The following is a 20,151-nucleotide window of genomic DNA, read 5'->3' on the forward strand; positions in this document are numbered from 1 at the left end:
CACGTTCGTTGAGTTTGCGACTACTCAGTGTCGCTGGATGGGGTGATTGTGCCGTCCGATCGCGAATCGGGCCCGGCACCGCTCGTTGATCCGGTCGACGCCCCCGCCGACGGCCCGTGCGGCACCCCGCCCGGTCCCGGTTCCGCCCGCTCACCAGGGGCGTCGCGGCCCCGCGCCGCTGCCGGTTCGGAGGTTGTGCCCATGGGTTCGAAGCCACGACGGATCGTCGCCGTCGCCGGTGCGCTGGCCGTCGCCGGGCTCGCCGCCACCGGTGTGATCGCCGGCACTGCGACGGCCGCCGGGACCGCAACCTGCACCGCGAACGTCAACGTGCGGTCCGAGGCGAGCGCCTCCGCGCCGATCGTCGGCGTCTGCGAGCGCGGCGACAACACCTCGGCCGGGGCGGAACGGGACGGTTTCGTCGAGCTGGTCGAGTACGGCGGGTGGGCGTCGGCGGAGTACGTGGCGACCCGCACCCCGTCGCCGCAGCGCACACCCGGCCCCGGGAGCGCGGACGACTCGCTCACCGCACCGCGCAGCGGCGACCCGGCCGAGCCGGTGTCGCGGTCGACGTCGTACGGGGCCTCGCCCGAGGCCGCTCCGGCGTCGGCGTCGGTGACCACCACGGCCGTCGAACCCACCCGCAGCCCGGCCGACCGCTCCGCCTCGACCGGTCCGGCGCAGACTGCCACCCCGGCCCCGTCCACCGGCTGACCCCGTTCCGCCGGCCCCGCCCGACCCCCGTCGGAGGGGCCCGGATCACCCCGAGACCCCCCACTCATGACGCTTCAGTTCGGTATGGCCGGACCAAAGCGTCATGAGTGGGGGGTTCGGGAGGGGGCGAGGCGGGCGGGCGGATCAGGTCAGGCGGGGGGTGACCGCGTCCCAGATGCGGGAGGCGAGCAGCGCCTTGGAGCCCATCGGCAGCTCGTCCTCGGCACCGTCGCGGGCGAGCAGCCACCCGGCGTTGTCCGGGGTGCCGAAGGCCTTCCCGTCCCCCACCGCGTTGACGACGAGCAGGTCGCAGCCCTTGCGCGCGAGCTTGGCCCGGCCGTGGTGCAGCACGTCGCCGGTCGCGTCGCCGGTCTCGGCGGCGAACCCGACGATCACCTGGCCGTCCCGGAGCGGGTCGCGAACCAGTCCGGCGAGGATGTCCGGGTTCTGGGTCAGCCGGAGCGCGGGCGGTTCGTGGTCCCCGCGCTTGATCTTGTCGGTGGCCGTGTCGACCGGCCGGAAGTCGGCGACGGCGGCGGCCATCACGACGGCGTCGGCGTCCTCGGCGGCCGAGCGGACCGCGGCCTCCATCGCCACCGCGGTCGGCGCGCGGACGACGTCGACGGCCGCCGGGTCACCGAGGTCCTCGGTGTGCCCGGCGACGAGGGTGACCCGCGCGCCACGCTGGGCGGCTACCCGGGCGAGCGCGTAGCCCTGCTTCCCCGACGAGCGGTTCCCGAGGAAGCGGACCGGGTCGAGGGCCTCGCGGGTACCGCCCGCGCTGACCACGACGTGCCGGCCCGCCAGATCGCGGGGCAGCGCGTCCGGGCGTTCCAGCAGCAGCCGGGCGAGGTCGGCGATCTCCGCCGGGTCGGGCAGCCGTCCCCGGCCGGTGTCGGAGCCGGTCAGCCGGCCGGACGCGGGCTCGAGGACGATGGTGCCGCGCGAGCGCAGCAGCGCCACGTTGTCCCGGGTGGCGGGGTGCTCCCACATCTCGGTGTGCATCGCGGGGGCGAGCAGCACCGGGCACCGGGCGGTGAGCAGGGCTGCGGTGAGCAGGTCGTCGGACCGGCCGTGCGCGAGGCGGGCCATCAGGTCCGCGGTGGCCGGCGCGACGACGACGAGGTCGGCCCGCTGCCCGAGCGCGACGTGCGGGACCTCGTGCACGTCGGAGAAGACCCCGGTGGCGACGGGCCGCCCGGACAGGGCCTCGAAGGTCGCGGCGCCGACGAACTCCAGCGCGGACGCGGTCGGGATCACCCGGACCGCGTGCCCGGTCTCGGTGAACCGGCGGAGCAGCTCGGCGCTCTTGTAGGCCGCGATGCCGCCCGAGACACCGAGCAGAATCTCGGGAGGCACTCCGGTGGTCCTACTCGCCCTCGGTGTGCTCGAGCATCCCGGACTGGATCTCGCGCATGGCGATCGACAGCGGCTTCTCGCGCGGGCCGGGCTCGACCAGCGGCCCGACGTACTCGAGCAGGCCCTCGCCGAGCTGCGAGTAGTAGTCGTTGATCTGCCGGGCGCGCTTGGCCGCGTAGATCACCAGCGCGTACTTCGAGCTGACCTGGCCGAGCAGGTCGTCGATCGGCGGGTAGGTGATGCCCTCGGGGGCGGTGGTGCCGGTGGGCGTGCTCACTAAGTCACTCCTGGGAAGACGGTGGTGCGGCGGCGCCGGACGGGCGCGTCACGCAACCGCCAATGTTACCAATCGCCGGATGACGGCCTGCAGGTCGTCGTTGACCACGATCTGGTCGAACTCGTCGCGGGCGTCCATCTCCTCGATGGCGGTGGCCAGGCGACGGGCCCGCTGCTCGGGGGTGTCGGTGCCGCGGTCGGTGAGCCGGCGGGCCAGCTCCTCCATCGACGGCGGCGCGACGAACACGGTGACCGCCTCGGGCATCACCCGCTTCACCGAGCGGGCCCCCTGCAGGTCCACCTCCACCAGCACCGGCCGGCCGGCCGCGAGAGCCCGCTCCACGGGTTCGCGGGGCGTGCCGGACCGCTGCAGACCGCCGTGCACCTCGGCCCACTCGAGCAGCTCGCCGCGCGCGATCAGCGCGTCGAAGCCCGCCCGGTCGACGAAGCGGTAGTCGCGGCCGTCCACCTCGCCCGGCCGCGCGGGCCGGGTCGTGGCGGACACGCTGAACAACAGGTCCGGCAACGCCTCGCGCAGTCCCGCGACCACGCTGCTCTTCCCCACGCCGGACGGCCCGGCCAGCACGAGCAGGCGCCCGCGCGGGGCGCCGCTCGCCTGGTGCCCGGGGGTCACGGTCGACATGTCGGAGGAGGTTCCGGTCACGGGACGCGCCCGATCAGCTGCTGGGGTAGCGCTCGAGGAGCGCCTTGCGCTGACGGTCGCCCAGGCCGCGCAGGCGGCGGCTCGAAGCGATCTCCAGCTCCTCCATGATCTGCTGGGCGCGGACCTTGCCGACGTTCGGCAGGGCCTCCAGGAGCGCGGAGACCTTCATCTTGCCGAGCACCTCGTCGGTCTCGGCCTTCTTCAGCACCTCCTCGAGGGTGGTGCCCCCGCGCTTGAGGCGGTCCTTCAGCTCGGCCCGGGCCCGGCGCGCGGCCGCGGCCTTCTCCAGCGCGGCGGCGCGCTGTTCCTCGGTCAGCTGGGGAAGGGCCACGGTTGGTTCCTCCGTAGTTCGAAGTCGTGCACAGTCGTCCGCACCGCCGGTGACGGCGGCGGTCGAGTGGTGGGTCACACCGACCCGTCCGGGGGACGTCCCCGGATCCGCGATGGAACGTACCCACGCACTCCACGGAGGCGTCAATGGGGGTCCCACCTCCGCTTTCGCGGCCATCCGGGTGATCACCGGCACGTCGGGCCCCGGCGTGTCGCGCTACCGCCCGGCTCCCCTCGGAGGCAGGTCGGCGCAACGGTGCACCCGAGCGGACGAACCCGGACTCCGGCGCATGCGCCCGGTAGCCGTCCGGGAGCGCCCGATCACCCGACGTGACAATGATCGCGGACCGAGTGCGACGACCCGGTCGCCCACCGCCGTCCGGTGATCGTCCGGCTCACGGCGGTCGCACCGGTTCCGCGTTCCCGCACCCCGGGAGCGGTCGGCGCACCGACTGCAGCCGCTGCGAGAACCACGCCGGGGTGCGACGCGGGCAGACACGGGGTGCGCGGGCCGCCACGCGGTGCGCGAACGGCCACGGGACCCGGGGGCGACCGCGGCCGCAGACCGTCGGGCGCCGGACGCCGGGGCGTAGGTCAGGACAGCACGCGGATCTGGAACGGGTAGTCGTAGGACCGGTCGTTCGACGCACGCACGGCGCCCTTGATGTGACACCACGCGGACACCACGAACAGCAGGATCATCAGCGGGATGCCGACGAGCGCGCCGATCACGGTGACGATCAGCAGCCAGCTGACCAGGTACAGCACCCAGAACGACAGGTTGAAGTTGAACGCCCCGGCGGCGGCCCGGCGCGCGAACGGGTCGTCCTTCTTCACCAGCCACACCAGCAGCGGGCCGAGCAGGCTCAGGAACCCCGCGCTCACCAGGGCGGCGATCGGCGCCGACAGGTGGGCGAGGATCGCGGCGACACGGCTGCTCTCGGGTGGCCGGGAGGTGGGCTGGGTGGGGTACGGCTGCGACATCGATCCCTCTCCTGATCTGCGTCCGCTCGACCGGGGCGGTCGGTGTGACCGACCCGGTCCGGTGGGCACGGGAGGATAGCGCCGTCACGTGCTCCCCCGTCGGACGACGCGGAGCCGAGTCGATCACTCGATCGGCTCGGCCGCCTGCGTCGACGGCCGGGGCCGGCGGTGCGGCGGCGGTGTGCTGCCTAGTGCGACCCGGCGTGCGCCGCGACCAGCTCGTCGGCCAGGGTGCGGGCCGCGTCGCGCAGGGCCGCGGGGTCCGGGCCCGCGGCGAGCACGGCGCGGGCCGCCACCGGCAGCACCGGTCCGTCCGTCCCGGCGAACCGGGACACCACGTCGGCCGGGGTCGCGCCCTGCGCGCCCAGCCCGGGCACCAGGACCGGGCCGTGCAGCCCGGACAGGTCGAGCCCGTGGTCCGCGGTCGCGCCGACCACCACGCCGACGTCCCCGCAGGGTTCCGTGCCCGCGTTGCGCGCCCCGGCGGCGTCGACGACGGCCTGCGCCACCGACCGCCCGTCGAGCGCCGCCAGCTGGACCGACGCGCCCTCCGGGTTCGACGTCCGGGCCAGCACGAACACCCCGCGCCCGGCCTCGGTCGCGGCGGCCAGCGCCGGCTCCAGCGAGTCGAAGCCCAGGTACGGCGACAGGGTCAGCGCGTCCGCGCCGAGCGGGGCGCCCACCCGGAGGTAGGCGTCCGCGTAGCCGTCCATCGTGGACCCGATGTCGCCGCGCTTGGCGTCCAGCAGGGTCAGCGTGCCCGACCCGGCGAACCCGGCCAGCAGCCGTTCCAGGACCGCGACCCCGCCCGCGCCGTGCCGCTCGAAGAACGCCGACTGCGGCTTCACCGCCGCGACCGCGCCGGCGAACCCGGCCAGGCAGGCGTCGGCGAAGCGGCCCAGCCCGTCGGCGTCGTCGGTGAGGCCCCAGGACGCCAGCAGCGCCGGGTGCGGATCGATCCCCGCACACAGCGGCCCGTGCTCGCCGACCGCGGCGAGCAGCCGCGACGAGAACGTGCTCACGAGCCGGATCCGGCGGCCCGCAGCGCGGCGTGCGCCTGCTGCAGCGACCGCACCCCGAGCCCGCCGGCGGCCAGCGCCTCGATGCCCTGCACGGCGGCCGCGGCGCCCTGCACCGTGGTGATGCACGGGACCCCGCGGGAGACCGCGGCGGAGCGGATCTCGTAGCCGTCGACCCGCGGACCGGGGTTCCCGACCGGGGTGTTGACGATCAGGTCGACCTCTCCCGCCAGGATCGTGTCCACGATGGTCGGGGTCTCCGGACCGGAACCCTCGCTGTGCTTGCGCGCCACCGTCACGGTGATCCCGTTGCGGCGCAGCATCTCCGCCGTGCCCTCGGTGGCGAGGATCTGGAAGCCCATGTCGGCCAGCCGGCGGATCGGGAAGACCATCGCGCGCTTGTCCCGGTCGGCGAGCGAGACGAACACGGTGCCGGACGTCGGCAGCGACCCGTAGGCGGCGGCCTGCGACTTGGCGAAGGCCGGGCCGAACGCGGAGTCGAAGCCCATCACCTCGCCGGTGGACTTCATCTCCGGGCCGAGCAGCGGGTCGACGCCCTGGCCGGCGGTGTTGCGGAACCGGTTGAACGGCAGCACCGCCTCCTTGACCGCGACCGGCGAGTCGGCCGGCAGCGCGCCGCCGTCGCCGGTGGCCGGGAGCAGCCCTTCGGTGCGCAGCTCGGCGATGGTGGCACCGAGCATGATCCGGGCGGCGGCCTTGGCGAGTGGCACCGACGTCGCCTTGGACACGAACGGCACCGTCCGCGACGCCCGCGGGTTGGCCTCCAGCACGTAGAGCACGTCGCCGTGCAGCGCGTACTGGACGTTGAGCAGGCCGCGGACGCCGACGCCGTGCGCGATCGCCGCCGTCGCCTCCCGGACCTTGGTCAGGACCGAGGAGCCGAGCGTGATCGGCGGCAGCGTGCAGGACGAGTCGCCGGAGTGCACCCCGGCCTCCTCGATGTGCTCCATCACGCCGCCGAGGTAGACGTCCTCGCCGTCGCAGAGCGCGTCGACGTCGATCTCCACGGCGTCGTCGAGGAACTTGTCGACCAGCACCGGGCGGTCCGGGGAGATCGTGGTGGCGCGGGCGATGTAGCCGGCCAGCGTCGCCTCGTCGTAGACGATCTCCATGCCGCGCCCGCCGAGCACGTAGGAGGGCCGCACCAGCACCGGGTAGCCGATCCGCGAGGCGATCTCGCGGGCGCCGTCGAAGCTGGTCGCCATGCCGAACTCGGGCGCCGGCAGGCTGGCCTTGTGCAGCACCTCGCCGAAGGCTCCGCGGTCTTCGGCCAGGTCGATCGCGGCCGCGGAGGTCCCGACGACCGGTACCCCGGCGTCGGTCAGCCGCTGCGCCAGCCCGAGCGGGGTCTGCCCGCCGAGCTGGACGATCACGCCGGCGACCGTGCCGGACTCCTGCTCGGCGTGCACGACCTCCAGGACGTCCTCGAAGGTCAGCGGCTCGAAGTAGAGGCGGTCGGCGGTGTCGTAGTCGGTGGACACCGTCTCCGGGTTGCAGTTGACCATCACGGTCTCGAACCCGGACCCGCGCAGCGCCATCACCGCGTGCACGCAGGAGTAGTCGAACTCGATGCCCTGCCCGATCCGGTTCGGCCCGGAACCGAGGATGAGCACCTTGGGCTTCGACGTCTGCGGCGCGATCTCCGACTCCGCCGACGGGTCGGTCTCGTAGGCCGAGTAGTGGTAGGGGGTCGTCGCGGCGAACTCGGCGGCGCAGGTGTCGACGGTCTTGTAGACCGGCCGGATGCCGAGCCGGTGGCGCAGCGCGCGCACGCCGTCCTCACCCGCGAACTCGGGCCGCACGACGGCGAGCTGCCGGTCGGACAGCCCGTAGCGCTTGGCCTTGCGCAGCAGGGTCGCGTCGAGCACCGGCGCGGCCTCGAGCTCGGCGCGGATCTCGCCGAGCAGCGCGATCTGGTCGACGAACCACGGGTCGATGCCGGAGGACTTCGCGACGTCGTCGACCGACTGCCCGGACCGCAGCGCGCGCTCGACCTCGTAGATGCGGCCGTCGACCGGGGTGGCGTACTCGGGCTCGCCGGACGGGTCCGGCCGGGTCCAGAACCCGGCGCGGTCGGTCTCCATCGAGCGCAGCGCCTTGCCCAGCGCCTCCGCGAACGACCGCCCGAGCGCCATGGCCTCGCCGACCGACTTCATCGTCGTCGTCAGCTCGGGGTCGGCGCCGGGGAACTTCTCGAAGGCGAACCGCGGGATCTTGACCGCGACGTAGTCCAGCGACGGCTCGAACGCGGCGATCGTCTCGCCGGTGATGTCGTTGCGGATCTCGTCGAGGGTGTAGCCGACGGCGAGCCGGGCGGCGATCTTGGCGATCGGGAAGCCGGTGGCCTTCGACGCCAGCGCGCTCGACCGGGACACCCGCGGGTTCATCTCGATCACGACCAGGCGCCCGGTCTCCGGGTGGATCGCGAACTGGATGTTGCAACCGCCGGTGTCGACGCCGACCGCGCGCAGCACCGCGATGCCGACGTCGCGCATGTGCTGGTACTCGCGGTCGGTGAGCGTCATCGCCGGCGCGACGGTGATCGAGTCGCCGGTGTGCACGCCCATCGGGTCGAGGTTCTCGATCGAGCAGATCACCACCACGTTGTCCGCGTGGTCGCGCATCAGCTCGAGCTCGTACTCCTTCCAGCCGAGCACCGACTCCTCGATGAGGACCTCGGTGACCGGGGACGCGGCCAGCCCGGCGCCGGCCAGGCGCTCCAGCTCCTCGGCGGTGTGCGCCAGACCGGAGCCGAGCCCACCCATGGTGAACGACGGCCGGATGACGACCGGCAGGCCCAGCTCGGCGGTGGCCTCGCGGACCTCCTCCATCGAGTGGCAGACCTTCGACTGCGGCACGTCGCCACCGATCGCGGTGACGATGTCCTTGAACTTGAGCCGGTCCTCGCCGCGCTCGATGGCGTCGACGTCGGCGCCGATCAGCTCGACGCCGTAGCGCTCCAGGACGCCGTTCTCGTGCAGCGCGATCGCGGTGTTCAGCGCGGTCTGCCCGCCGAGGGTGGCAAGGATGGCGTCCGGGCGCTCGGCGGCGATGACCTTCTCGACGAACTCCGGGGTGATCGGCTCGACGTAGGTGGCGTCGGCGAACTCCGGGTCGGTCATGATCGTCGCCGGGTTGGAGTTGACCAGCGAGACCCGGATGCCCTCGGCCTGCAGCACCCGGCAGGCCTGGGTGCCGGAGTAGTCGAACTCGCAGGCCTGGCCGATGACGATCGGTCCGGAGCCGATCACCATCACATGCTTGATGTCGTCGCGGCGGGGCATCAGTGGTCCTCCTGCCCGGGCCGGGGCTGATCGGTCTCGGTCTGGTTCTGTGCGGTGTCCCGGGCCGGCGGCCACGGGCGGTCGTCGACGGGTCCGGCGCGGCCGGAGACCGGGTCGGCGTCCCCGTCGCCGGGGTGGGCGGGCGGGCCATCGGCGGCGGTGCCCGGCGCGGCCGGCTCGGCGGTGCCGGCCCCGGGGCGGGCCGGGTGCTCACCGTCCCGGCGACGGGGGCCCTCGTCGCCGTCGCGGCGGAGCGCGTTCTCGATGTCGGAGAACGGGGCGGTCAGCGGGTCGGGGGTGCCGGGGCGGCCGACGGCCGGCATCCGGCTGGTCGGCGGCTCCGCACCCGGGTTCCCGTCGGGCCGCGCCGGGGAGCCGGCCACCGGACGGGCCGGGCCGGCGGATGCGGAGCCCGCTGCGCCACCGACCCGCGGGACGCCGCCCGGCGGGGTGTCGGCCGAGGCGGCGCTGTCGGACGCGCGCCCGCCGGCCGGTGTGACGGGCAGCATGGTCGTCACGTCCGCGTCCGGGGTGCGGACCGGCTCCTCCGGCGACGTCGGCCGGATCGGTGCCGCCGCACCGGCCGCCGTGGCCGGCGGGGCCGGGTTCAGCTCGACCGAGGGCCCGGCCGTCGCCGACGGCGGGGTGGACGCCCCGGGCTGTCGGGTGTGCTCCGGGGCGGCACCCGACGGGGCAAGAGCCGACGGGCCCGGCTCGTCCGCCGTGTCCGCGTCGGGGGCGCCGGGGAGGTCCTCGGGGGCCGGGTACGGGACCGGCGCGGCGCCCTCCGGACGGCGACCGGCGGCACCGCCGTAGCCCACCGGGTTGTCCGCCATCAGCGCCGCGAAGCGGTCAAACAGGTCCGCGGCGTCGTGCGGGCCGGCCGCGGCCTCCGGGTGGTACTGGACGCTGAAGGCCGGGAAGTCGATCCCCGCCATGCCCTCCACGCAGCCGTCGTTGGGGCAGGTGTGGGTGATCGTCGCGCGACCGTAGGGGGTGTCGAACTCCTCCCCCGCCTCGCCCGCGACGGCGAAGCCGTGGTTCTGCGAGGTGATCGCGACCCGGCCGGTGGCGTGCTCGACGACCGGGATGTTGATCCCCCGGTGGCCGTAGCGCAGCTTGTAGGTCGACCGGCCCAGCGCCCGGCCGAGAATCTGGTTGCCGAAGCAGATCCCGAACAGCGGGATGCCGCGCTCCAGGACCTGCTTCGCCAGCGCGACCGGGCCGTCCGCGGTCGCCGGGTCGCCCGGCCCGTTGGCCAGGAAGAAGCCGTCCGGGCGCAGCGCGTCGATGTCGGCCATCGTCGAGCCGGCCGGCAGCACGTGCACCTCGATGCCGCGCGCGGCCATCATCCGCGGGGTGTTGAACTTGATCCCGACGTCCAGCGCGGCGACCACGAACCGCCGCTCCCCCGCCGCCGGCACCACGTAGGGCTCGGCGGTGGTGACGGCGCCGTAGAGGTCGGCGCCCTCCATCTGCGGGCTCGCCTGCACCCGCTCGACCAGCACGTCGTCGTCGGCCAGCGCGTTGCCGGAGAACACCCCGGCGCGCATGGCGCCGCGCTCGCGCAGGTGCCGCACGGCGGCCCGGGTGTCGATCCCGGCGATGCCGACGATCCCCTGGGCGCGCAGCGCGCCCTCCAGCGAGCCGGTAGCCCGCCAGTTCGACGACCGGCGGGCCGGGTCGCGCACGACGTAACCGGCGACCTGGATCCGGGCGGACTCGTCGTCCTCGGTGTTCCAGCCGGTGTTGCCGATCTGCGGCGCGGTCTGCAACACGATCTGCCGGTGGTACGACGGGTCGGTCAGCGTCTCCTGGTAGCCGGTCATGCCGGTGGTGAACACGGCCTCGCCGAGCGTCTCCCCGGTGGCGCCGTAGGCCTCGCCGCGGAAGATCCGTCCGTCCTCGAGCACCAGCAGCGCAGCGTTCCCACTCATCCGACAACCTTCCCGTCCCGCGCGGTGATCCGTCCGCGCAGCACCGTCGCGACCACCGAACCGGGCAGTCGCATTCCCTCGTACGGCGTGTTCGCCGCCTTGCTCGCCAGGGTCGCGCCCCGGACCGTCCAGACCGCATCCGGGTCGACGAGCGCGAACGTCGCCGGCTCACCCTCGGCGATCGGCCGCCCCTGGTCGGCCAGCCGGCCGATCTGGGCCGGCCGCTCGGACATCACCCGGGCGACGCCGTGCCAGTCCAGCAGGCCCGGCGCGACCATGGTCTCGATCAGCACCGACAGCGCCGTCTGCAGCCCGAGCATCCCCGGCTTCGCGGCCTGCCACTCGGTGTCCTTGTACTGCGCGGCGTGCGGCGCGTGGTCGGTCGCGACGACGTCGACGACGCCCTCGGCCAGCGCCTCGCGCATCGCGCGGGTGTCGTCCGCGGTGCGCAGCGGCGGGTTGACCTTGTTGACCGGGTCGTAGCCGGTCAGCCGGCCGTCGGTCAGCAGCAGGTGGTGCGGGGTGACCTCGGCCGAGACCTGGACGCCCTGCGCCTTCGCGGCGCGGAGCACGTCGATCGTACGCGCGGTCGAGATGTGGCAGACGTGCAGCGCGGCGCCCGCCTCCCGGGCCAGCGCGCAGTCCCGGGCGACGATCGTCTCCTCGGCGGTCGCGGGCCAGCCGGCCAGCCCGAGCCGGGCGGCGACCGCGCCCTCGTGGGCCTGCGCTCCGCCGGTGAGCCGGTGGTCCTCGGCGTGCTGGGCGATCACCGCGTCGAGCGCGGAGGCGTACTCGAGTGCCCGGCGCATGATCAGCGGGTCGTTCACGCAGCGGCCGTCGTCGGAGAACATCCGGACGGCCGCGCGGGACTGGGCCATCGTGCCGAGCTCCGCCAGGCGCTCGCCGCCAAGCCCGACGGTGACGGCGCCGACCGGGTGCACGTCGACCAGGCCGACCTCGTCGCCGCGGCGCTTCACGTGCTCGACGACGACGGCGGAGTCGGCGACCGGGTCGGTGTTCGGCATCGCGAAGATCGCGGTGAACCCGCCGAGCGCGGCGGCGCGCGATCCGGTCTCGATCGTCTCGGACTCCTGGCCGCCGGGCTCGCGCAGGTGCACGTGCAGGTCGACGAAGCCGGGCAGCAGGACGGCGCCGTCGGCGTCGAGCACCTCGGCGTCGTCGGGGGCGGTGAGGCCGGTGCCGATGGTCTCGACGACGCCGTCGACGACCAGGACGTCGGTCTTGTCGTCGCCGTAGGGGCGGGCGTTGGTGATCAGTAGCCGAGTCACTGGGGGGCTCCCGCGAGCAGGTGGTAGAGGACGGCCATCCGCACGTGCACGCCGTTGCGCACCTGGGACAGCACCGCGGAGTTGGCGGCGTCGGCGACCGCCGGGGCGATCTCCATGCCGCGGACCATCGGGCCCGGGTGCAGCACGACGGCGTGCTCGGGCAGGCGCGCAGCGCGGTCCTCGGAGAGCCCGAAGCCGATCGCGTACTCGCGGGCCGAGGGGAAGAAGCCGCCGTGCATCCGCTCGGCCTGCACGCGCAGCATCATCACCGCGTCGGCGCCGGGCAGCTCGGCGTCGAGGGCGTGCGAGACCCGGCACGGCCACTGGTCGACGCCGGTGGGCAGCAGCGTCGGCGGCGCGACGAGCACCACCTCGGCGCCGAGGGTGGCCAGCAGCAGCACGTTGGAGCGCGCGACCCGGCTGTGCAGCACGTCGCCGACGATCACGATGCGGCGCCCGGCGATCCGGCCGAGCTTGTCGCGCAGGGTCGCGGCGTCGAGCAGCGCCTGGGTGGGGTGCTCGTGCGTGCCGTCGCCGGCGTTGACGATCGCGGTCGGCGTGCCGGTGACCCCGGAGTCGGCGTCCACCCAGTGCGCCAGCCGGTGCGCCGCGCCGGAAGCCGGGTGCCGGACGACCACGCAGTCCGCGCCCATCGACGACAGCGTCAGCGCGGTGTCGCGCAGCGACTCGCCCTTGGACACCGACGAGCCGGACGCGGACACGTTCACGGTGTCCGCGCTCATCCACTTGCCGGCGATCTCGAACGAGACCCGGGTGCGGGTGGAGTTCTCGTAGAACATGGTGATCACGGTGCGGCCGCGCAGCGTGGGGAGCTTACGGACCTCACGGCCGAGCAGCGCCTCGCGCAGCCGGTCGGAGGTGTCAAGCAGCGCGGTGGCCTCGCCGGCGTCGAGGTCGGCCACGGAGAGCAGGTGCTTCATTCGCCCTCCTCCGATCCGTGGGCGATGCGGACCCCGTCGACCCCGTCGATCTCGGTGAGCGACACCAGGATCTGCTCCGAGCGCGAGGTGGGGACGTTCTTGCCCACGTAGTCGGCGCGGATCGGCAGCTCCCGGTGCCCGCGGTCGACCAGGACGGCGAGCTGCACGATCCGCGGCCGGCCCTCGTCGCGCAGCGCGTCCAGGGCGGCGCGGGTGGTGCGCCCGGACATCAGGACGTCGTCGACGAGGACGACCAGCTTGTCGTCGACGCCGGTCTCGGGCACCGCGGTGGACTCCAGCGCGCGGGCCGGGCCACGCCGCAGGTCGTCGCGGTAGAGGGTGGCGTCCACCGACCCCACCGCGGGGGCGACGCCGGCGAACTCGGTGATCGCTGCGGCGAGCCGGGTGGCCAGGTGCACACCGCGGGTCGGGATGCCGAGCAGGACGAGGTCGTCGGCGGTGTCCGGACCGAAGGCGGTCTTCTCGATGATCTGGTGCGCGATGCGCGCGAGGGTGCGGGTGACGTCGGCGGCGCTGAGCAGCTCCCGGGTGGGAGCCTCCGCACCGACGTCCCCGCGGCGGTTCTGCGCCACGAGGAGTTGCTCCTTCCCCGCCTCACGGGACGGGTCTTAAAGGACGGCCGTGCTGGTCGTTCCCCGTCAACCTAGCAACCGCGCCGATGTGATCCAGGTCCGGCCGGACCTGCGCCCCTCACCCGCTCGTGGTCACGTTCCCGTTACGATGCGCGGTGGCCGGACCGTCCGGAATCGGCCGTCATGCGATACCCGGTTGCCCCTACGCGGGATCGACGGAATGCCAGGTCCGGCCCGCACCGGAGCTCGCGCTACCGCAGTCGAGGGACACGGACTGCCCCGTTCGTGTGGCAAACCGCTCGTCAACCCCCCGAGCAGGGCATCGAGCTTGACCACGCCGGACCGGACCCGGAGGATTACTCTCCGTATCAATCAGGGAACGTGCAGCAGTACGGTCGACGAGTGCGGGACCGGTTCGCCGGGCACGCCCGGGCCGTATCGGAACGACCGCCCCGCCGGGGCGAGGAGACCGTGAGTACCGGCGCAGGTGCCGGTGATCGCCACGCGGCACGGACCGTCAGGAACGAGGGGATCGATGGGCGACTACGCCAAGGCGCTCGGGGGGAAGCTCCGGGCGATCCGGCAACAGCAGGGACTGTCGCTGCACGGGGTCGAGCAGAAGTCGGGCGGCCGCTGGAAGGCGGTCGTCGTGGGCTCCTACGAGCGCGGGGACCGCGCGGTCACCGTGCAGAAGCTGGCCGAGCTGGCCGACTTCTACGGCGTCCCGGTGGCCGAGCTCCTCCCCGAGGGACGCATCCCGTCCGGCAGCGAGCCCGCTACCAAGATCGTGATCAACCTGGAGCGGTTGCAGCAGCTCCCCGCGGACAAGGTGGGCCCGCTGGCCCGCTACGCCGCGGCCATCCAGAGCCAGCGTGGTGACTACAACGGCAAGGTGCTGTCGATCCGCGCCGAGGACCTGCGCTCGCTCGCGATCATCTACGACATGTCCCCGGGTGAGCTGACCGACCAGCTCATCGAGTGGGGTGTGCTGCCTCCCGAGGCACGGCCCGGGACGCCGGTGGCCTGAGGTCCACCACCCACATCGGCACCGGTCGCGTCCCAGGGGAAGGGTGACGCGCCCGGTGCCGGTCACTCTCGTGGACTGCGCCGGCAGCCATCTCCCGGTCGTCCGAGGGCGCCGGACGTCGAGTTGCCGCCGAGGAGTTCGACGACGCGCGCGTCATGACGAGCACCGGCCACGAACCCGGCGACGAGTTCGGATCGTCGACCTCTTCCGGACCGTGAGCCGCATCTCGGCGCGGAACCACCCGCGAGCGGGCTGGACGGCGCGCGGCCAGGTTGGTGACCGTCGCGCCGAGTAGTGCCCCGACCAGGGCGCGATTGTTCGCGTCCGGTGGCGCCGTGGTCGAGTCGAGCAGGTCGAGCAGCGCGCCCGCGCGCTCGTGGTCCTCGATGTCGACGACGAGCCACTCGTCAAGCCCCAGCAGGTGCCCGACGTGCCACCAGTAGCGGTGGAGACGGGCCTGCCGGGACGCGGCGGGTGGAGCTCAGTCCGTTCGCGCGCCGTCGCCCTGGCCTGCCGGGCCGTTGCCGACGGCGACCGGGTACCGGTCGCTCCCGATGATCTCGCTCAGCACCCGGACGAGCACCATCCGGTCGTCCTGCGAGATCCGTTCGAGCAGTTTCTCGTTGATGGCGTACGCCTCATGGGAGGCCTTGGTGTAGGCGGACCGGCCCGCGCTGGTCAGGTTCACGACGTTGCGGCGGCCGTCGAGCTCGTCGCGCTCGCGGACGACGAACCCGTGGCGGGCGAGGCGGGTCACGATCTGGGCGACCGTGGTGCGGTCGAGCGACGACCGCTCACCCAGCGTCGTCTGATCGAGCCCGTCCTCGTGGGCGAGCGCATGGAGCACCGCGAACTGCGGGGATGTCAACCCGTTCATGCCGAAGGCCGAGCTCCAGAGCGACGCGTGGACCTGCTGGGACACGCGAATCAGGTGGCCCACCATCTGTCCGAGTTCGAAATCATTGGGTTCACGCGTATTCACCACGATGAGCTTCTCTCTTCGCATCGCCGACCGCTGCTGTGCGACTCCTCTGTCAGCGGGTTCTCAGTGTACTGCACACGCGGAATCAACGCTTTTCGGGTGCGGGGAACCGCCGATACCGGCGACGACGGCCCGACGGCACGGCGGTCGGCGACCGGAACGTCCCGGCTCATCCGCCCGACCGGCGACGCACCCCTTCGCGACACCCGCTCCCCGTCCTCGCGCTCGCGTCGCCGTTGACACACCCCCCGGGGACTGCCAGAGTCATTTCTATCAGTGTACTGACGGATGATTTCGTCAGCTTCAGGAAAGCGGGTGATCAACAGTGAATCAGATCCGTGCCGCGGTGGCTCGTTCTCCGCGCTCTCCCCTGCAGATGTCGTCCCTACGACTGGAGGATCCGCGACCGAACGAGTTGCTGATCGAGGTGCGGGCGGCCGGGATCTGCCACTCGGATCTGTCCGGCCGAGACAGTCTCTACCCCTTTCCGCTCCCCGGCGTGCTGGGCCACGAGGGCGTGGGGATCGTGCGCGCCGTGGGGTCCGACGTCACCGCGGCGCGGGTCGGTGATCGCGTCGTGATGAGCCAGGCGTTCTGCGGCAGCTGCCGGGCGTGCCGCAAGGGCACGGTGTCGGCCTGCCCGAACACGATGGGGCTCGCCCTGAACGGGGTGCGCGCGGACGGGTCGCCGACCCTCCTGGACGAGTCCGGGACCCCGGTCTCGGGCGGGTACCTCGGGCAGTCGTCCTGGGCCACCCATGCCCTCGTCCGCGAACCCAACCTCGCCGTCCTCCCCGACGGGAGCATCCCGTGGACGGTCGCGGCGCCACTGGCGTGCGGGGTCCAGACCGGGGCGGGGGCAGTGCTCAACGTGCTCCGGCCGGAGCCGACCAGCTCCGTCGTCGTCCACGGCGCCGGGACCGTCGGGCTCAGTGCCGTGATGGCCGCCCGGCACATCGGCTGCGAGACGATCGTCGTGGTGGACGTGCTCCCGGCCCGGCTGGAGCTCGCCCGGGAACTGGGCGCGAGCCACGTCGTGGACGCGTCGTCGACCGACGCCGTCGCGGCGGTCCGCGATGTCACGGGCGGTGGAGCCGACTTCTCGGTCGAAGCCAGCGGTGCCCGCGCGGCCGGTGCACCGTGCGTGGACAGCCTCCACGGCCAGGGCACCTGCATCCTGCTCGGGACACCTCCCTTCGGCACCACGATCGAGCTCGACTGGATCGGGATCGTGAGCGGCCGGACCGTCCTGGGCGCGCCGTTCGGCGGCGCCACCCCGACCGTGACCATCGGGAAGCTCCTGCAGATGCGCGACGCCGGTGAGCTGCCGGTCGAGAAGCTCGTCCGGACCTATCCGTTCGCCGACCTCGAGCAGGCGCTCGCCGACATGGAGTCCGGGGCCACGATCAAGCCGGTCCTGCTCATGGACTGAGCACACCGACCCGGGGACACAGGGTTCCCGGGTGTTCGCACCACCGGTCGGTCCACGCTCGCGGCGACCGGGCCGGCGTCGCGCCCTCGTCCGCGACACCGGAACCGGGTACGCCGCCGCGCGCTGCCCCCTCCCCCGCGGGCGACGAGCCGGAAGAGGCCCCTGTGATCGTCCACGACCAGATCTTCTACGGCGGGGCGTGGAACCCGCCCTCGCCGCACGCCGGTGTGATCGACGTGGTCTCCCCCAGCACGGAGGAGGCCATCGGCCGCGTTCCCGACCCCGCCGAAGCCGGACGTCGACGCGGCGGCCGCCGCCGCTCGCCGTGCTTTCGACGACCCATGGGGCTGGGCCGGATGGCCGCCCGAGCGCCGGGCCGGGGCCATGGAACGACTCGCCGACGTGCTGGAGCGCCACCACGAGGAGTTCGGCCGCCTGGTCAGCGCACAGAACGGCATGCCGAGCAGGCAGAGCGCCGCCGGAGAGGCCTGGTCCGGTCCGGCGATGCTGCGCTACTACGCGGGCCTCGCGCGGACCGGACACATCGAGGAGACGCGGCCCGCGGGCGGACGTCCGGTGATCGTCCGCGCCGAACCCGCGGGGGTCGTGGCGGCCGTGATCCCGTGGAACTTCCCGCTCGGCATCACGTTCATGAAGCTCGCGCCCGCACTGGCGGCCGGCGGATCAGGAACAGCGGCTACGGCCGGGCCCTCGGTCCCGAGGGGCTGCGTACCTACCAGTCCCTCAAGTCGGTGTTCCCCTCGCCGGCAGGCGCGTAGTGCCACGCGCCGTGCGCGTGGGGCCGGACCGGCGGACGACGCGCACGGCGTGGCTCGGACCCACGACGCTCGCGACGGTCCTGACGGTGCCGGTCATCGCCGCCGGGTGCGCCGCCGCCGGCACACCCGGCGGCGCCCCAGCGTCATCCGTGATCGCGGGTGCCTGCGACGACGGCCGGGGCGGCGGATGGCGGAGCGTCGCTGTCGAGTTCGACGGCCGGAGCCACGACGTCGACGTCCTCGTACCCGGCACGCCTGCGGACGCCCGGCCGGGGCTGGTCCTCGACCTGCACGCGAGCCGGATGAACGGCGCCGAGCAGGCGGCGATCTCCGGACGGGAACGGGTGGCGGGCGAGCACGGGGTCGTCGTCGCCACCCCGACGGGAGCGGTGCGCTCCCCCGACCCGACACCTCCGCTCGAGGGCGGGAGCTGGTCGTGGCACGTCCCGGGCGTACCGGTCCTCGGGGACCAGGAGATCCCGCCCGGCACCCGTGACGACGTCGACTTCCTCGCCGAGATGATCACCGTCCCCGAACGGCGTGCCTGCGTCGACCCCGCCCGGGTCTACGCGACCGGATACTCGGGAGGCGCCCGCATGGCGTCGGCCCTGGCCTGCGAGATCCCGGAGCGGATCGCGGCCGTCGCACCGGTGGCGGGCCTGCGCGCCGGGGCCGCCGAGCCGGGCGACCTCGCGGAACCGGACGCCGCCACGTGCCGGCCCGGCTCCCCGGTCTCGATCTCCGCGTTCCACGGGGCCCTCGACGAGGTCAATCCTTACGGGGGCGACGACGATCCGCGGTGGGGCTACTCCTTCCCGGCGGCGCTGGAGCGGTGGGCCCGCGTCAACGGCTGTTCCCCCACGGCACGGGAGACCCCGGTCGACGAGTCGATCACCCTGGTCAGCCACGACGACTGTGCCGGTGGAGCTGTGGTGCAGCTCCACCGGATCACGTCCGACGGACGCACCTGGCCGGGGTCGGCCCGAGTGGCGTGCGACGGGTGCGGCGGGCAGACCGGGCGCCTCGACGCCACCGAGGTGATGGCGGAGTTCTTCGACGCCCTGCGCTGAGCGTCCTCCGCGACGGGCCGGCAGGTGTGGCCGCTCCTGCGGCGACACACCCACCCGCCCGTCGCGGAGACGGTCGGCGTGTCCGGGTACCTCGCAGGTCAGTTGTCGACGAGGGTCGGGGCGTCCCCGTCCGTCCGGGCGGTCGCCGTGTGCGACCGGGGGCGCGTCGACCAGGTGGTGAGCAGGCCGATCACCGCGATGCCGACGAACAGGAACCCCGGTGCGTACCGCGTCCCCGACACCTCGGCGCTCAGCGACGACAGGAACGGCCCGAAGCCGGAGCCCATCACCGAGCCGATCCCGAAGCCGATGGCCGCCCCGGTGTAGCGCACGTGCGTCGGGAACAGGGCGGTGAACGCCCCGAAGGCGGGGATGGAGACGGTCGCGGCGATGCAGACGAAGAGCACGTAGGTGATCGGCGCCAGCACACCGAGACGGTCGGCGTTGCCGATGACGTAGAGCAGGGGGAACACCGCGGCCGCGCTCGCGCAGAACATGACCAGCTGCACGCGGTACCTGCCGAACCGGTCGACCGTCCTGCCCATCAGGAGCTGGCACGGCATGGCACAGAACATCGCGATCGACGCGTACCGTGCGGCCTCGCCGGCCGACCGGCCGCCGGCGAACTGCATGTCGAGCGGGATGTAGCTCAACGCGAACAGCCCGATGAACATCACCGCCGTCGCCAGACCGATCACCTGCAGCAGCGCCCGCCGATGGTGCTTCAGCACCTCGGCCACCGGTGTCGCGGCGGTCGTGTCGCGTCTGCGCGCGAGGTTCCCGAACTCGGGCGACTCGTGCAGCCGCCGGCGCAGCACCACCACGAGGACCGTGAGAGGCAGCGACAGCAGGAGCGGGATCCGCCAGCCCCAGGCACCCATCAGGTCGTCGGCGACGAACAGGGTGACGATCCCGACGACCCCCGGTGCCAGTGCCCCGCCGAGCGCGTTGCCGAACGGCACGATCGCGCTGAGGAACCCGTAGTTCTTCTGCGAGCTGTGCTCGGTGACGAACGTCGCGGCACCCATGAGCTCGCCACCGACGGAGAAGCCCTGCACGAACCGCAGGAGGACGAGCAGGATCGGGGCCATGATCCCGATCGAGTCGTAGGTCGGCAGCAGGCCCATGAGGAACGTCGCCGTCCCCATGATCGTGATCGTGACGACCAGCGTGAACCGCCGTCCGTAACGGTCTCCCATCCGGCCGAAATAGATCCCGCCGAGCGGTCGTGCCAGGAATCCCGCTCCGAGTGCGAGCAGTGCGGCCAGAATGCCGATCGCGCGGTTCTCGGCCGGGAAGAACAGGGGCGCGATGAAGACGACCAGGTACGCGTAGACCGCGAAGTCGTAGCCCTCGATGGCGGTCCCGAGAAGACCGGCGACGCTCGCTCTGCGGGTCGACTGGCGTGTTGTGGGTGAGGTGTCCCTCGCCGAGGTGGACATGGCAGGTC

At 73.3% G+C, this 20,151-nt stretch carries 16 protein-coding genes and 2 pseudogenes; 5 read left to right on the forward strand and 13 right to left on the reverse strand.

The genetic code is table 11. The features are described 5' to 3' along the window. Positions 1 to 201: 201 nt before the first annotated feature. Positions 202 to 714, forward strand: coding sequence for an SH3 domain-containing protein (locus WIS52_RS04470; RefSeq protein WP_349296814.1), 513 nt, complete (start codon positions 202 to 204; stop codon positions 712 to 714). A gap of 144 nt (positions 715 to 858) precedes the next feature. Here WIS52_RS04470 and coaBC read toward each other — a convergent pair whose 3' ends face one another. The 11 genes and pseudogenes from coaBC to pyrR form a co-directional block, all read right to left on the reverse strand. Next, a complete protein-coding gene (gene coaBC, locus WIS52_RS04475; protein ID WP_349296815.1) occupies positions 859 to 2,073 on the reverse strand; it encodes a bifunctional phosphopantothenoylcysteine decarboxylase/phosphopantothenate--cysteine ligase CoaBC in 1,215 nt (404 codons plus the stop codon). A 10-nt stretch (positions 2,074 to 2,083) separates the two neighbouring features. Beyond that, positions 2,084 to 2,350 carry a DNA-directed RNA polymerase subunit omega gene (gene rpoZ, locus WIS52_RS04480; RefSeq protein ID WP_344028351.1) on the reverse strand — a complete coding sequence of 89 codons (267 nt, stop codon included), beginning with the start codon at positions 2,348 to 2,350 and terminating at the stop codon, positions 2,084 to 2,086. A 48-nt stretch (positions 2,351 to 2,398) separates the two neighbouring features. Beyond that, positions 2,399 to 2,992, reverse strand: a complete 594-nt coding sequence (gene gmk, locus WIS52_RS04485; protein WP_349296816.1) for a guanylate kinase — start codon at positions 2,990 to 2,992, stop codon at positions 2,399 to 2,401. Between the two features lie 34 nt (positions 2,993 to 3,026). Continuing rightward, positions 3,027 to 3,344 carry an integration host factor, actinobacterial type gene (gene mihF, locus WIS52_RS04490; RefSeq protein ID WP_349296817.1) on the reverse strand — a complete coding sequence of 106 codons (318 nt, stop codon included), beginning with the start codon at positions 3,342 to 3,344 and terminating at the stop codon, positions 3,027 to 3,029. 593 nt (positions 3,345 to 3,937) lie between these two features. Beyond that, positions 3,938 to 4,327, reverse strand: coding sequence for a DUF4870 domain-containing protein (locus WIS52_RS04495; RefSeq protein ID WP_349296818.1), 390 nt, complete (start codon positions 4,325 to 4,327; stop codon positions 3,938 to 3,940). A 188-nt stretch (positions 4,328 to 4,515) separates the two neighbouring features. Beyond that, on the reverse strand, positions 4,516 to 5,349 hold the full coding sequence (gene pyrF, locus WIS52_RS04500) for an orotidine-5'-phosphate decarboxylase (protein ID WP_349296819.1): 834 nt from the start codon (positions 5,347 to 5,349) through the stop codon (positions 4,516 to 4,518). Next, complete coding sequence (gene carB, locus WIS52_RS04505; protein ID WP_349296820.1) at positions 5,346 to 8,651, reverse strand: carbamoyl-phosphate synthase large subunit; 3,306 nt, start codon at positions 8,649 to 8,651, stop codon at positions 5,346 to 5,348. The genes pyrF and carB overlap by 4 nt, the downstream gene beginning before the upstream one ends. A gap of 833 nt (positions 8,652 to 9,484) precedes the next feature. Beyond that, positions 9,485 to 10,588: pseudogene (gene carA, locus WIS52_RS04510) on the reverse strand (glutamine-hydrolyzing carbamoyl-phosphate synthase small subunit); the annotation flags it as partial. Further along, the gene (locus WIS52_RS04515; protein WP_349296821.1) at positions 10,585 to 11,877 is read right to left on the reverse strand and encodes a dihydroorotase; all 1,293 of its coding nucleotides are present in this window, start codon (positions 11,875 to 11,877) and stop codon (positions 10,585 to 10,587) included. The pseudogene carA and the gene WIS52_RS04515, both read right to left, overlap by 4 nt. Continuing rightward, entirely contained in the window at positions 11,874 to 12,818 is a 945-nt protein-coding gene (locus WIS52_RS04520) for an aspartate carbamoyltransferase catalytic subunit (protein ID WP_349296822.1), read from the reverse strand. Before WIS52_RS04520 ends, WIS52_RS04515 begins: the two co-directional genes overlap by 4 nt. Next, entirely contained in the window at positions 12,815 to 13,411 is a 597-nt protein-coding gene (gene pyrR / locus WIS52_RS04525; protein ID WP_349296823.1) for a bifunctional pyr operon transcriptional regulator/uracil phosphoribosyltransferase PyrR, read from the reverse strand. Before pyrR ends, WIS52_RS04520 begins: the two co-directional genes overlap by 4 nt. Positions 13,412 to 13,946: 535 nt before the next feature. Here pyrR and bldD point away from each other — a divergent pair. Next, a complete protein-coding gene (gene bldD / locus WIS52_RS04530) occupies positions 13,947 to 14,438 on the forward strand; it encodes a transcriptional regulator BldD (RefSeq protein ID WP_349296824.1) in 492 nt (163 codons plus the stop codon). Between the two features lie 481 nt (positions 14,439 to 14,919). Here the strand turns inward: bldD and WIS52_RS04535 are convergent, their stop codons facing one another. Further along, on the reverse strand, positions 14,920 to 15,444 hold the full coding sequence (locus WIS52_RS04535) for a MarR family winged helix-turn-helix transcriptional regulator (protein ID WP_349296825.1): 525 nt from the start codon (positions 15,442 to 15,444) through the stop codon (positions 14,920 to 14,922). 352 nt (positions 15,445 to 15,796) lie between these two features. On the opposite strand from WIS52_RS04535, the gene WIS52_RS04540 reads away from it, so the two are divergent. The 3 genes and pseudogenes from WIS52_RS04540 (at position 15,797) to WIS52_RS04545 (ending at position 18,701) form a co-directional block, all read left to right on the forward strand. Then, the gene (locus WIS52_RS04540; RefSeq protein ID WP_349296826.1) at positions 15,797 to 16,852 is read left to right on the forward strand and encodes an NAD(P)-dependent alcohol dehydrogenase; all 1,056 of its coding nucleotides are present in this window, start codon (positions 15,797 to 15,799) and stop codon (positions 16,850 to 16,852) included. Between the two features lie 258 nt (positions 16,853 to 17,110). Beyond that, positions 17,111 to 17,521 (forward strand): annotated as a pseudogene (locus WIS52_RS31655) (aldehyde dehydrogenase family protein); the annotation flags it as partial. Positions 17,522 to 17,717: 196 nt separating this feature from the next. Further along, entirely contained in the window at positions 17,718 to 18,701 is a 984-nt protein-coding gene (locus WIS52_RS04545; protein WP_349296827.1) for a CE1 family esterase, read from the forward strand. Between the two features lie 98 nt (positions 18,702 to 18,799). Here the strand turns inward: WIS52_RS04545 and WIS52_RS04550 are convergent, their stop codons facing one another. Beyond that, positions 18,800 to 20,143 (reverse strand): MFS transporter, encoded by a 1,344-nt coding sequence (locus tag WIS52_RS04550; RefSeq protein WP_349296828.1) that lies wholly within the window; start codon positions 20,141 to 20,143, stop codon positions 18,800 to 18,802. Positions 20,144 to 20,151: the final 8 nt, after the last annotated feature.

This window comes from Pseudonocardia nematodicida, from assembly GCF_040105385.1.
Classification (GTDB): domain Bacteria; phylum Actinomycetota; class Actinomycetes; order Mycobacteriales; family Pseudonocardiaceae; genus Pseudonocardia; species Pseudonocardia nematodicida.